Genomic DNA, 13,599 nt, shown 5'->3' on the forward strand with positions numbered 1-13,599 from the left:
ACATTTCAAAATCAAAAATTCTTGATAACCCAGCATTTTGGTAGACCCAAATACAACAAAAAACCCTGACCTCATGCGGTCAGGGTTAATGATGGTTGAGGCTAGGGGATTTGAACTCTTGTCCAAAAATATTGCCACACAGGTATCTACTTTTAATTCTATCTTTTGCTTTACCATCACTTGTCATAGAGTTCCCCGTATAGTACCTAAGCACAAAGTACGATTTGACCATAAGATTTACATCAACATATAACTACGAAGCCACTCCGAAAAATGGAGTGGCTTCTTTGATAGCACTTTTCTTTTATTGATCTCACGTGTCCCGTTAGTTCAATCATATCAGCTCTGAGATAAACATTGGTGTAGCTCCATCCTCTGTATTAAAGCCAAATTTATTATAGAAATCCACTGCATGTGGATAAGAAATTAATACTTTTGTTTTACACCCTTTATATCTATCAGGCATTATATTCATCATTTCCTTACCTATACTCTGATGACTCGGATGAATAAGCATCTCGTTTGGATACTTGCCAGACTCCCATTCTACCGAAAGAAATAACTCTTGGAGTGCATCCTTAGTGATATCCTCTTTGCTTGAAGCGTAATAAATACTCACTACTATACCTTCCTTTCATAAAACTAACTACGGCACAACATCTGTTTTAAACTCCCATATTTCGATGGTTTTGCAATCCTTACGAAGCCATAAAATGATACCGACAAAGGAATTTCGGATTTATCAAAGTGAATAATCACTTTATTTACCTCAATATACTATTAAAAATATGTATAGAAAATGGATTAACTGAAGTGGAATTTGTATACAGTAAAAAAACCAAACGGAATCTCTCCCATTTGGTTTCATTTGTTGATATAACATCGTACAATCAAACCCTACCTTTATCATTAGGTACGATAAGATCAAATTTAATATTAGAGCTCAGATCATGATCACCGTTTCGCCTTATAAAACTCATGATATAACTCCATCAATGCCCTTTTCTCAATCCTCGAAACATAACTCCGACTAATCCTAAGTTCCTTCCCAATCTCCCGCTGCGTCCGCTCATCTCCGCCATGCTCCAGCCCGTAGCGGCCGATAACAACTTCCTTCTCGCGGTCATCGAGTATATCCTAATTCTTATATATTTTGCTCTTCTCAATCTTGAGTTGCACCTTATCGACGATATCATCTGCTTCAGTACCGAGGATATCGATCAGCGTAATTTCATACCCTTCCTTATCCGTGCCAATCGGTTCATGCAAAGAAACGTCCTTGTGCCTCTTTTTTAAAGACCGAAGGTGCATAAGTATTTCATTCTCGATACAATGAGCAGCAAAAGTATCGAGCTTCGTCCCTTTCCCAGTTTGGAAGCTCTCGATCGCTTTAATTAGACCGATCGTCCCGATCGAGATCAAATCCTCGAGATATCTTCCCCCGGTTTTGTCGAATTTTTTGACGTTTTGAACACAACCCGATGTATCGTTTCAGATTGTATGGTTGCCGTACTTGTTTACTCGTACCAATATTCGGGGATGATCTCCCTTTCCTTTTCCAACAACTCTTTAATAATTAAATCCGCATCATGTATGGAATTCACAAGCGGATCGGTCATCATTGCTCTTCTCAATTTCGAGTAGCTCCGTTCAACAACAGCCTCCGCAGTCAGTTCGTGCGTATCCAGCACCAGCTCCTGCATGCCCCGGATTCCCCTCGGCATTTCACCCATATGAAGCGGTTTGATTCCATCCATGCTTACTTCGCTTAACAACTCAAGGAACGAGTCGTTATTCATGTTGGTCACAGCACCGTTATTGAGCGTATTAATAAAGAACCGCTTGTTCAAATTCCCCACCATGTTTTCGATAATATCCGTAGCGTGATCGGGTCCGAAAGATTTCATATAATCGGCGATAGGATTTTCCCCTGAGATGAAGTCATCTACTTGCCGCCACATTTCCTCATGCCGTTTATACCGGTCTTCCGTTTCCCAAATCGATAAAGGCGGGATGACGCCTTCCATCTTGCCAAGCCCCTGCCAATACCGGACGTATTCTTTGGTATGGGCCGTACATGTTGGAATATACCCGAATACGTTATAAAGTTCATAAGTGATTGCATCGTTATAAAGCGCCTTTGCTCCTCTATCCCCACCGTTATTTTCCGTTCCTGCCGATCTCCTTAATGCCTCGGCAATCGGAGCCATAACATTCTTTCCGTCATACTCCGCCTTAAGCAGCCAGGTGAAATGATTGACACCGGCAACGCGGAAATCAAATCTCCGGTCGATCTCATCATTGAATTCGCTTTGATCCTGAATGATACCCGCTCGAATCGCGTAGTAAGCTTTCTTGTTCGGCATGTGATGGGAGTCGCAAAGCGCAAAGGATTTAAGTTTCGGCGCATATCGGCTTAAGGCGATCCCATGGACGGTAGATGGATTGATGTAATTGATTACCCACGCATCGGGACAAAGTTCCTCAATGTCTTTAGCGCATTCCATAATGACTGGCAGCTCTCTCATTGCCCTGAAGATTCCGCCTGGACCGATGGTATCCCCAGAGCACATCCGAATTCCATATTTCAAAGAAACCTGGCAATCGATGCCACGGTATTTGACGGTATCCTCAGCAAAGCTGAGAACGACGAAATCCGCTCCCTTCAATACCTGTCTCCTATTCGTCGAACCTTCCACTTTAAGAGATACATTGTTTTCCTTTGCAACCATTTCAGCGAGCCTTACCATCTTGGATAGTTTTTCTTCATCAGTATCTACTAAAGAAAGTGTTCCGTTATTCAAATATTTAGAGTGAACCATTTGCCAGATTGACTGCCGCCCAAAGAAAAGACTCCCAGCCCCAATGATAACTACCTTCGGTTGTGAAACATTCGAATCCATCATGATCAAGTCCTCCTAACTGGTTATAACCTAATTATAGGAGAATGGTTTAAAAGTAGAATATGAGATAGTTTCACCTTCATGTCAAATAGTACGAATATTTGTGATTAATAAATCCAGTGATATACTAAAATAATATGAGCAATGTCTTCTGGTTGAGGAATGTAGAGGGATGCCAATGGATAAGAATATGACGGATATGGGGATTCTCAATGAATTGTCGGAATTGATCTCGCTTCGAATGAAATCCTTCTTTGAGCTTACCCACGACACGAAATGGATTGAACACAAGGCACACACCGACTATGATCTTTGGTTCGTTCAATCCGGAATCGTTACCATTACTATCGATGGTTTTGAACATACAGCAAACCCGGGAGATGTGGTCTTTTTTTACCCAGGGGTTCCCTATAGGGCAGCAGCTAGTGATAAGGGGTGCCGGTTTATTTACATTCATTTCGATTTTGAAATCGGCAAACAGCAACGAATTCTAAACGATTTTCAGCTCTCGGGGGTCATACCGCAAGAGCTGATCCGGGAAGAAGCCATTTTGTTCGGCAAAGCCTTTACGCAATCGAATCTATTACGAAGCATACCTGGGAACCGTTTATATTTAAAGGCTTGTCTGACGGCCGTTATTGCCAAAATTATTGAACTCCACGGACTTGGCCAATATACCGGCACATTTCTGAATGGGAGAACGTCAAGAAAAGTACAGAGCAATTTGGACGTGTTGCAGCCAGTGTTCAAATACGTTAATAACAATCTGCACAAATCTATTAAAATAAATGAGCTTGCAGCGTTTGTAGGCATATCAGAAAAATATTTTATTACTTATTTCAAGAAAGCCTTGGGCATTACTCCGGGACAATATATTTACCAGATTAAAATGAACAGGGCGAGGGAATATCTGAACGAAAAGAAATATACGATTCAACAAATTGCTAACCTTCTGGGTTATCCTGATCCTTTTACGTTTTCGAAATCTTTTAAAAAATACTATAACGTTGCACCGTCAAAGTTCGAGTAAAAAGCTGTCAGAGGACATGCCCCTAACAGCTTTTCGTCTCCCGTTTCAGCTCAGGCACGAAAATAACTTGTTTCTCATTGGCCCGATAGCGATCGCTGAGGTTCAAGCGTAATTTATATGAATATCATCAATAAATTGATAAGATGGGGATCCTTTATCAGCATCTAACCCTGAAAAAACCACTATAGATCATAAAACTGTATATCAAGAATGCGCCAATGGTACCCGCCAAATGGCAAGATGAGCCGGTATTAAAGTCCCTCATTCTCTTTCTCCTCGTCCCCTTACTTTTTATTCGAATCAAGGCGCCGCGGATTGACCGTGCCAAAGATATGATACGGTGTTATCCCATTTGCAAATAGGCTATCTACCAACTTGACCAATTCTTCCGACGATAGATCTTTGCCGTTGCGTATCCAAAGGCGAAACGTAGATATTAATGTTGATATGTAAAACTCAATTATGTATGGTGCTAAGACATCATTTGTTGGAAAGTCCACAATCAATCTCTCAAAGGGAATTTCTCTTTTCAGGCGTTCAATAAAATGAACAGAACCATAGTCTCCCAAGAGGGCTTTAAGAACTGAAATTTCCTCTGCATTTTCCAAGCATTGAAGTGCATCTTGGAAAGTATGTGTAGAAAACTCTCTGCCTGCCATTTCCTCGTTAATGGATTTCAAGACACGCTCTTCAACGCAGTCCAACAACTCATAGATATCCGTAAAGTATTGATAAAATGTACTGCGATTATATCCTGATTGGTTAGCAATCTCTTGAATGGATATTTTTTCAATTGGTTTTTTGCTATATAAATCACAGAATACATTTATAAATGTTTGCCTTGTTTTGTCCGTAATTTCAGGTTGCTTTTTCATTATTTTCCTCCATTTGTCTGTTCAATCGATTATACGACAAATATTAAAAATCTGATGGTTGATGAGCGTATAGTGAGTCTATACAATAACATTATACAACACGTTGTTTGATCAATAACAAGGATTAATATATATTTTTAGGAGGCAATATGAGAATTTTATTCTTCGGTAGAGGTGTAATATCGACCCAATATGCCTGGGCTTTTGAAAAGGCAGGGCATACAGTTGAGTTTTACGTTAGAAAAGGGAGAAAAGAAACCTTCGGAAGCAACATAGAGCTTGAAATGTGGGACGCACGAAGAGGGAAACAGCTAATAAAAGAAAGCTGGAACGTCAAGCTGCATGAGGAGATGAGCCCAAATTATGATCTCATTATTGTGAGTGTCAACACGGAACAACTTCCAAAAGCAGCACAATTACTATCGACAGCTGCTGGAAACACCCCTGTCCTAATATTTAATAACGTGTGGCAAGATTTGAAATCATCGATCTCACCATTGTCTATGAACAATGTTGTCTTTGGCTTCCCAGGAGGCGGCGGCGGCATCGCGGACAATAGGCTTAGGGGTGGCTTTTTGAAAATGCTATTTCTGGAAAAACCACGGATAGGCACTGAAAATATTAACAATAAGGTCAAAGAACTATTTGAAAGTGCCCATTTTAAAATTACTTGGATAAAGGATATGCAAAACTGGCTATGGAATCACTTTGCCATGAATGCGGCTATAGAGACCGAGGTGTTAAAACTGGGAAGTTTTCCAGCACTCATGAATCATAGTGACTCATTCGCAAATGTTGGTAAGAATATGAGGGAAATTAGCCCTGTGCTTAAAGCAAGAGGTGCAAAGATTGATAAGATTTCTTTACTGTTAACGAAGATTCCACCAGCACTTCTCGGTACGCTTTTTAACAAGATTATTTTTGCGAAGGGCAGCTTACCACGACTTTTCATCGAATACAACAATAGTAAAGCAGGCTTTGCGGTAGTTGAAGTTGTGAGAGAAGCAAAAAAGTTAGGTATACCTTTACCACGTCTTACTGTGGCATTTGAAAACAATGAATAACACAAAGCTATTGAAAATTCCATATCATAAAAGCTTTGGGTATAACAAATATAGCCCGAACTTTAGAAGCTTCGGGCAAAGTATCTATTTATTAAAGCAGGTAAACATGGCTCCAAAACACTACTCCCTGACCAACAGCACACCTAACTTCAAGTATTCACTTTTTTGTTGGGGAGTGTAACCAACCAGTTCGTCCTCCCATCATTGTTAATTGCACAGCCCTAAATACTATTTCAGATCCTCTTTGATCTTATATCTGATGGCTATAAATGAAAATATAACTATGAAAACAATCGACACGCTAGCTACATGAACAAGATCATTTATATTATCAAAATCTCTTGCGCTTAAGATCGTATTAACTATTAAGAAAGAGGACAAATGAACGCCATCAATGATGGATTCCAAGACAGTTACAATCATTCCAAAAACATTCAACGATAGAACAAATCCAACTACAATACTAATAATCAAGCTTTTGCTAATGATGGAGATGCATAAGATTACAATTGAAAATGCCCAATGAAGTAAAAATTGGCCGATCAACAATTTCGCAAAATAACCCCCATCTCCAATAATTGCATGGTTAAAGAAAATTGATCTTCCGATCATATCCGCAACGATCATGACAATAAATGTAAGCAAAGTGAATAGGCCTGCAATTAATATTTTTGAAATAACAGTGTACATCCGCGCACGCTTCATGGAAATGTAATTTTTATAAAACCCAGAGTTATGTTCACTCATATAGAAGTAAACAACAAATACAGCAATATAAATCAGCGGCCACAATGGGATTTGAGACATCATGACTTGGATGAACTGACTTTCGTTCATCGAGCTAATCAGCATACCCCCACTTTCTCCGGGCTGCTCGTATTTTCCCAACATAAATATACCGAATATTTGAAAAGCAAAAAAAATTAACAGTAATATATAAATCATTTTATTTGATTTAAAACGGTGAAAGTCCATTTTGAGAATATTAATCACGGCTCTCACCCTCACTTTCTATCCGTGCCAAAAAATATTGTTCTAGGCTTTGTTTATGCTTGATAATCGAATGAACAGTTATACCGCTTTCAACTAAAGTCTTGATGATATGTTGGTTCTCAAGATGAGCATCATATACATACACCATACGCTCATTTATGACTTTGTAATGATTAATATGCAATTTTTGTTCTAAGATGGGAACAGCCGAGCTTGCTTTATCCACTTCTATTTCAATACGATCTTCGCATTGAAGCAGCAGTTGCTCCCTTGAATGGTGTTCGATGATTTCTCCTTGATGTACGATTGCATATTGCGTCGCTACTTTCGATAACTCTTCCAAAATATGACTTGAAATAATGATGGTCATTCCCGTTTTATTCAATTCCAAAATCATATTTCTAATCTCAGAAATTCCTTGCGGGTCCAAACCGTTGATCGGTTCATCCAAAATCAAGACATCTGGGCTTCCAATTAATGCAGCTGCAATTCCAAGCCTTTGCTTCATGCCCATTGAATAATTTTTCACCTTGGTCTTGTTCGAACCTTCCAATCCGACAAGCTTCAGCAGCTTGTTAATATGCTCTTTCCGATTAGTCAATCCATAAGAGATTGCGATTAATTCCAAATTTTCATAGGCAGTATGATGGGGATATAACCCTGGATTTTCAATGAGTACGCCTATTCGTTCAAAATAAGGGTGATTATCCTTCACTGGACGATCAAATAATTTAATTTCTCCTGAAGTCGGGGATATCAATCCAGCAATCATCTTTAGCAAGGTGGATTTTCCCGCTCCATTTTGGCCTATCAAACCGAAGATTTCACCTTTACCTATTTTAAACTCTACCTTACGCACTGCTGTTTTCCCTTTAAATTGTTTGGTTAATTGACTTACTTCAATAATTGCTTCAGCCATATTCGCACCTCCTTGTCAATAAAATAACAAAAAGAAGCTAACATATCGTCAATAAAAGATTAAGAAAGTTCAAAGAAGATTAGGGCCGGTTTAAGGCACTCCCTATGGTGCCAGCCTGAAACCAATGCCCCAAATGGTGTCAATATAAGCCTCCTCGTCAACCCTTTTGATTTTATTGCGAATATTGCTAATGTGAACGGTAATGGTTTTGTCCTCACCTATGTATATATCTTCCCATGCAAGCTCATACAGATCCTGCTTTGTAAACACTCGGGTAGGATTCTTAAGCAGCAGCTCAAGGATCTTGTATTCCTGTCTTGTAAGTTTCAAATCTGCTTGATTGACGCTAGCGTTCATCGTTCCGCTATCTAAAAGTAGATTTTTATGACGATAGCGAGTTGCAGAATCAGTTCGGGAGATTCGTTTGACATGTACATTAACTCGGGCAAGCAATTCCTCCACCTCAAACGGTTTCGTGACATAATCAGCGGCTCCCAACTTAAACAGATTTAATTTATTATCTAATTTGTCCTTGGCCGATAGAACTATAACTGGTGTGTCAGAGCTTAATTCTATTCTTAGCCGATGCATAAAATCTTCCCCCGAGAAGCCAGGAAGCATGAGGTCCAAAATAATAAGATGATACTCGTGATGAGTGACGTTCATGATTCCCTCACTGCCAGAATACGCTTGCGTGCATTGAAACTTCTCTTTTCGAAGCACATCATAAATAATATTGTTGATATGCACGTCGTCCTCGACAATTAGAATTTTGGGGTGGTTCGTGTCATTGTACACGTCAACTCTCCTTTACTATTTTCTTAAAAGCTAAGCTGATGCAAAACTGGTCATCGTTCAGGTCAGCTTGCACATAACCATTCATTTTCTCCATCAGTGATTTCACGATAAAAAGTCCCAGTCCTGAAGATTGGTTCGTACGCGACGGATCTGCTTTGTAAAAGCGAGTAAATATGTTGTCAAGGCTCAGCAGATGATTTCGCTTCAGTACATTGGAAAAATGAAACAAAACCTCGTCCTGCTTCTCCTCATAACGAATGCTTAGAGCACCTTCACTGTGCATAAAGTAATTTTTGATCACATTCTCAAATACTCTTTCCAACGCACTTTCATTTCCCACTATAAATAGAGGTGCTTCCACCATGCAGATGTTTGGTTCATAGCCACTTCGCAAAAAATCGTCGATAAAGGTAAACAGACGTTTATTTAACACTTTTATCACATCAACTGGATCAAGCTCCAAGATGTAATCTGGGTTTTTCAGTTTCGTATATAGGAACAGCTCGTCAACAAGTGTAATAATCTGTTTCATTCTAGTCTGTGCCAGACTAACATACTCTGTTTTTTCTTTAAGATACTCGGATCGTTCCGCCAATTGCAGATAGCCGTCAAGTGAAGTCAGCGGGGTTCGTATATCGTGGGACAAGCTCATAATGGTCGCGTGGATTTCTTCCTTTTGTTCGATAAAATCTTGCTTCAACTTTCGTTGATCACGAAGCATTGCATTACATAAATCGATTAACCGATGAATTTCTTTTGGCTTAATTTGTGTTTGTATCATTTTGAATGAATGATGGTCTGATATAAAAGATAATTGGTTGCCGATATCCTTAATTTGGTTTTTGTAATACACAAGGTAAACGGATTGAATGATTAAAGCAGCCAGTATGACGATTAAAATAATATAAAACATAGAATCACTTCCTTTCTGACACTTGAACCATCTCGTTCTCCTGTATTTCAACTCTCTAACTCTTGGGAATTTGTACTTGAAGACTATATTCAATAATTTATAATTATATCCTTCAATAATGGTATATTTCGACAACATTCAAATTTATACACTAGTTATTGTCTCAAGAAGGTACCATTAAAGCAATAAATCACATAATAATGGTTTATACAGTACATGTATATCCATAGATACAAACAAAGCCCAGACAGTATACTGCCGGGCTTCAACTTGCAGGAAAATGTGGCTCTTAGCTGCTAAATTCTTACCAACAACACACAGCACCCCACATGTGTCGAGTAGACAGTGTGAACAAACTTTATACGATGAGCACCATCCCGGTGACTTATCCTCCAGCAAGACGATCTCCTCTGCTCGCTGTTGTCTTATTTTAATATTTTCTTTCCCTCAAGAACACATTATGCGCCGACCTATTCAAATGCTGCAACCGCATCAACCAACGCTGTCAACTGAGTCTATAACGTCTCTGTACTGAGCGTAAATCCTTCGATTACGGCATCTTCGTCGATCTCAATCAGGATGCATCGTTTCCCTTGATAATTCACCTGTCTCACATACTTTAAATCCTGCGGGCTGACCGAAATCGAGGCTACCTTTGTATCGATCTTAATCGATTTTGAAGTGAATTTCGGCATAACGCTGCTTGCCTTCATTTCATAGTTCCTATCGTCGACGATCGTTTGAAACGCGCGTTCCACTTTATCCGTCGTCACGTTCTCTATGCCACTTACTGTCAGCACACGTTCCACATCTTTATAATCCAACTTCGGGGGTTCTTCCTTATCTTCGTTGGTTTCGATTACCTGGTGGATCTCCTCGTACACCTGTGCGAGAGTGGCTACGTCGAGTTGTTCGCCCACCACTTCCTTCACGATGTCTTCGAAAATAGCCCTCTCTTCCATTGCCGTCATGGATCTTTCGGCATTTAAGACCTGTCCGATGAAGTGCGGATCTGGATAATTCGATTTTGCCGTACAATACAGAATGCGGTTCACATCGGAATAGTTATCCGTCACGCTAGGGTAAAAGAACCCGTGCTCCGGCGAACTTAACTTGATAATCGGATCTACAATGACATTGTACTTAAATTCCCTCTCCACATAATCGAACAAGAGAGTCTTCTTTTGCTTCTCCGTGGAATTCACGCTGCATAGAATGAACGGATGCGCGAACAGTTCGTCCTTCCCGCTCTCTTCGGCTTCTTCATTTCTGCCCTTGGTCGGCCGGAAATACTGTCCACGAACGAACGTGACTACTGTATCCTGTTCATACTTGGCATCCACCAACATTTTATCCACCAACAGCAGCATCAGGTCCTTCCATTCTTCAGGATTGCCTGTCGACAAACCTTGGTGAAGTATCACTCGCGTTGGATCCTCTACTTCCTCCTGAAACTTCAACTCGAACAACTTCTGATCCAATTCTCCGGTCAGCAGTTTTTTGAAATTCCCCATATACAACTCCTGCTTCTCTCTATCCACCAGAGCAAACGCCTGGCTCTCCCAATGATAGACCTCGTTGCTATCCTTCATAATATACACGTTGAGAATGTCGTTAATATTCATCATATCGTGATCCAGCTTAAATTGCTTGCGTATATGCGCGACTTCTTTCTTTATCATGGTTCGTTAGACAACTCCTAAGAAGTAAATTGGTTTTATCAGTATAAACGATATAACAGCCCTTCGCTAGAAGGGCTGTTAATGTTACTTCTCTTCAGTTCCGTTCCAAACCAACACAGCCACGCACTCCACATGTGTGGAGTGCGTATACATAAGAAAAAACCAAACAGCATCTCAGCCATTTGGTTTCATTTATTGATATAACTTCATGTAATCAAGCCCTAACTTTATCGCTACATACGATAAGTTCAGATGTAATATAAGAACTCAGATCATTCTTACCGCTTCGCCTTATAAAACTCATGATAAAGCTTCATAAGCGCCCTCTTCTCAATCCGTGAAACATAGCTCCGCGATATCCCCAGCTCCTTCGCAATCTCCCGCTGCGTCCGCTCATCCCCGCCATGCTCCAAACCAAACCTACCAATAACAACTTCCTTCTCCCGGTCATCGAGTATATCTAGATTCTTATAGATCTTCGATTTTTCAATCTTCAGCTGCACCTTATCCACGATATCATCAGCCTCTGTACCGAGGATATCGATCAGCGTAATTTCATTGCCTTCCTTATCCGTTCCAATTGGATCATGAAGTGATACGTCTTTCCTAGTCTTCTTCAAAGACCGAAGGTGCATAAGTATTTCATTCTCGATACAACGAGCAGCAAATGTAGCGAGCTTCGTCCCTTTCCCGGTTTGGAAGCTCTCGATCGCTTTAATCAAACCGATCGTCCCGATCGAGATCAAATCCTCGAGATCCTCCCCAGTATTGTCGAATTTTTTCACTATGTGAGCGACAAGTCGAAGGTTATGTTCGATCAAAAGATTCCGTGAACGTTGATTACCTTCCGCCATCAGTTGCAGATGTTTAGTTTCCTCCTCCTCTTGAAGAGGCTGGGGAAAAGCATTATTTTTGACATAAGAGACAAGTAGCGAAAGCTGTTTAATAAATAGTGCTATTGCCGAAAACAATCCTGGCATGCTCAGTCACCCCCACGATGTATTACAGATGAACACTGAAGTCTGTTCTCCATTATATGTGGGTAGCCGCCTAGAAGTGCATGTACGGTGTTTCGACAATTGAAAATAAACCCGCTTCATCTCAAGGTATATAAAATATTACGATCCCGATTATTGCAACAGGTCAATCAAGAATAATCTCTTTATTTGGATTTTCCAGAAACTCAAACAACGTTTGAATCTGTTTTTTTGTGTTTCTCTCCGCAGACAGCTCTGGCAATTGATCCATCTCAAAAAAATCAACCGCACTTGTTTCTACTCCGACAGCGGCCTCTCCACCAACAATTTTACAAAGTATAAAAAACTTATATACATGGTAAGGCTCAGGAGGATGATCATGAAATTTTTTATCCAATACAGCGAGCAAACGAACGGGCGCAACATCAAACCCTGATTCTTCTTTGACCTCTTTCACTGCAATCTCCGAAGGCGAATAACCGATATCCGCCCACCCTCCCGGCAATGCCCATGCGCCATCCAGCTTCTCGCGAACAAGCAGTATTTTATTCTCCTTAAAAATCACACCACGAATATCGACCTTTGGCGTCGCATAACCAGAATCACTTGCGAAAGTTAGAGCAATTTTCTCCTGACTAACCAAAGTATAGTTCATCATAATTTCTATACTCATCTGCCGCAGCTGTTCATAACGTTCTATGTCATAAACATCCTTCGTGTACGTAAGTCCCGTTTGAGCAATCGCCTGCATCTGTTTCGCCCACTCCAACCACTTCAATTCCATCGATTTATCCCTCTTCCTTCATGATGTCAAGAAATTCAGATACGCTTCTGAAAATAGCATCAGGCGGTATATCAAACACGCTGCTTTGGAACGTTGACAGCCATTGCACGCCATAGGTCCGTAAGCCAGCAGATTTACCTGCCACAATATCTGCATTACTGTCGCCAATAAATACGGTTTTGGATTTATTAACGCCAAGGATTTCTAACGCTTTATATATACCTTCGGGATCAGGTTTGGGCTTCACGACATCATCACCAGTAATCACCACATCAAAGTAACTTATTAAATTCAGCGCTTCAGATGAAATCTGGAACGCTCGCCTACTTTTTCCTGTGATGACTCCGATTTTGATCCCCTTTCCCTTCAAATGTTCTAGCAAATCAATAATAGCCTGATCCTTTTCGATGGTATCAAAATGCCCCTGCTTGTAAATCGCATAATAGTCCATAATCGCTTGTAAAATAAATTCTTCATTTCTGAAATTATTTGCAATGATCTCCTCTTCTGTTGGACCAAACATCGCTATGAGCTCTTCATTCGTAACATCTCGATTGTCGTATGTTTTGAACACGGTGTTAAAAGCTTTAAATGATAATGGCAAAGTATCTGCTAAAGTCCCATCAAAATCAAATAATACGGCATCAATTGGCATAACACA

At 40.2% G+C, this 13,599-nt stretch carries 13 protein-coding genes and 1 pseudogene; 2 read left to right on the plus strand and 12 right to left on the minus strand.

The genetic code is table 11. From position 1 onward, the window contains the following. Positions 1-334 precede the first annotated feature (334 nt). The 3 genes and pseudogenes from AC1DOV_RS20105 to AC1DOV_RS20115 form a co-directional block, all read right to left on the minus strand. Positions 335-619, minus strand: coding sequence for a GNAT family N-acetyltransferase (locus tag AC1DOV_RS20105; protein WP_477550867.1), 285 nt, complete (start codon positions 617-619; stop codon positions 335-337). A gap of 335 nt (positions 620-954) precedes the next feature. Then, positions 955-1,464: pseudogene (gene sigK, locus AC1DOV_RS20110) on the minus strand (RNA polymerase sporulation sigma factor SigK); the annotation flags it as partial. Between the two features lie 53 nt (positions 1,465-1,517). Next, positions 1,518-2,906 (minus strand): family 4 glycosyl hydrolase, encoded by a 1,389-nt coding sequence (locus AC1DOV_RS20115; protein WP_477550868.1) that lies wholly within the window; start codon positions 2,904-2,906, stop codon positions 1,518-1,520. Between the two features lie 175 nt (positions 2,907-3,081). Here AC1DOV_RS20115 and AC1DOV_RS20120 point away from each other — a divergent pair, with 175 nt between their 5' ends. Beyond that, the gene (locus tag AC1DOV_RS20120) at positions 3,082-3,933 is read left to right on the plus strand and encodes an AraC family transcriptional regulator (RefSeq protein ID WP_477550869.1); all 852 of its coding nucleotides are present in this window, start codon (positions 3,082-3,084) and stop codon (positions 3,931-3,933) included. 284 nt (positions 3,934-4,217) lie between these two features. Here the strand turns inward: AC1DOV_RS20120 and AC1DOV_RS20125 are convergent, their stop codons facing one another. Further along, positions 4,218-4,808 carry a TetR/AcrR family transcriptional regulator gene (locus AC1DOV_RS20125; RefSeq protein ID WP_477509248.1) on the minus strand — a complete coding sequence of 197 codons (591 nt, stop codon included), beginning with the start codon at positions 4,806-4,808 and terminating at the stop codon, positions 4,218-4,220. A gap of 149 nt (positions 4,809-4,957) precedes the next feature. On the opposite strand from AC1DOV_RS20125, the gene AC1DOV_RS20130 reads away from it, so the two are divergent. Beyond that, on the plus strand, positions 4,958-5,872 hold the full coding sequence (locus AC1DOV_RS20130) for a ketopantoate reductase family protein (protein ID WP_477550870.1): 915 nt from the start codon (positions 4,958-4,960) through the stop codon (positions 5,870-5,872). Between the two features lie 228 nt (positions 5,873-6,100). On the opposite strand, the gene AC1DOV_RS20135 is transcribed toward AC1DOV_RS20130, so the two are convergent. The 8 genes from AC1DOV_RS20135 to AC1DOV_RS20170 all read right to left on the minus strand — a co-directional run bounded on the left by AC1DOV_RS20135 (position 6,101) and on the right by AC1DOV_RS20170 (position 13,593). Further along, complete coding sequence (locus tag AC1DOV_RS20135) at positions 6,101-6,847, minus strand: ABC transporter permease (RefSeq protein ID WP_477550932.1); 747 nt, start codon at positions 6,845-6,847, stop codon at positions 6,101-6,103. 10 nt (positions 6,848-6,857) lie between these two features. Continuing rightward, positions 6,858-7,784, minus strand: a complete 927-nt coding sequence (locus tag AC1DOV_RS20140; protein ID WP_477550871.1) for an ABC transporter ATP-binding protein — start codon at positions 7,782-7,784, stop codon at positions 6,858-6,860. A 102-nt stretch (positions 7,785-7,886) separates the two neighbouring features. Beyond that, positions 7,887-8,582, minus strand: coding sequence for a response regulator transcription factor (locus tag AC1DOV_RS20145; protein WP_477550872.1), 696 nt, complete (start codon positions 8,580-8,582; stop codon positions 7,887-7,889). Between the two features lies 1 nt (position 8,583). Continuing rightward, positions 8,584-9,495 carry a sensor histidine kinase gene (locus tag AC1DOV_RS20150; RefSeq protein ID WP_477550873.1) on the minus strand — a complete coding sequence of 304 codons (912 nt, stop codon included), beginning with the start codon at positions 9,493-9,495 and terminating at the stop codon, positions 8,584-8,586. A gap of 515 nt (positions 9,496-10,010) precedes the next feature. Beyond that, positions 10,011-11,177 carry a DUF4317 domain-containing protein gene (locus AC1DOV_RS20155; RefSeq protein ID WP_477550874.1) on the minus strand — a complete coding sequence of 389 codons (1,167 nt, stop codon included), beginning with the start codon at positions 11,175-11,177 and terminating at the stop codon, positions 10,011-10,013. Positions 11,178-11,455: 278 nt separating this feature from the next. After that, positions 11,456-12,157, minus strand: coding sequence for an RNA polymerase sporulation sigma factor SigK (gene sigK, locus AC1DOV_RS20160; protein ID WP_053374990.1), 702 nt, complete (start codon positions 12,155-12,157; stop codon positions 11,456-11,458). Between the two features lie 163 nt (positions 12,158-12,320). Then, the gene (locus tag AC1DOV_RS20165) at positions 12,321-12,938 is read right to left on the minus strand and encodes an NUDIX hydrolase (protein WP_477550875.1); all 618 of its coding nucleotides are present in this window, start codon (positions 12,936-12,938) and stop codon (positions 12,321-12,323) included. Positions 12,939-12,942: 4 nt separating this feature from the next. Then, positions 12,943-13,593, minus strand: coding sequence for an HAD family hydrolase (locus AC1DOV_RS20170; RefSeq protein ID WP_477550876.1), 651 nt, complete (start codon positions 13,591-13,593; stop codon positions 12,943-12,945). Positions 13,594-13,599 lie beyond the last annotated feature (6 nt).

The organism is Paenibacillus sp. 01T47 (assembly GCF_056398245.1).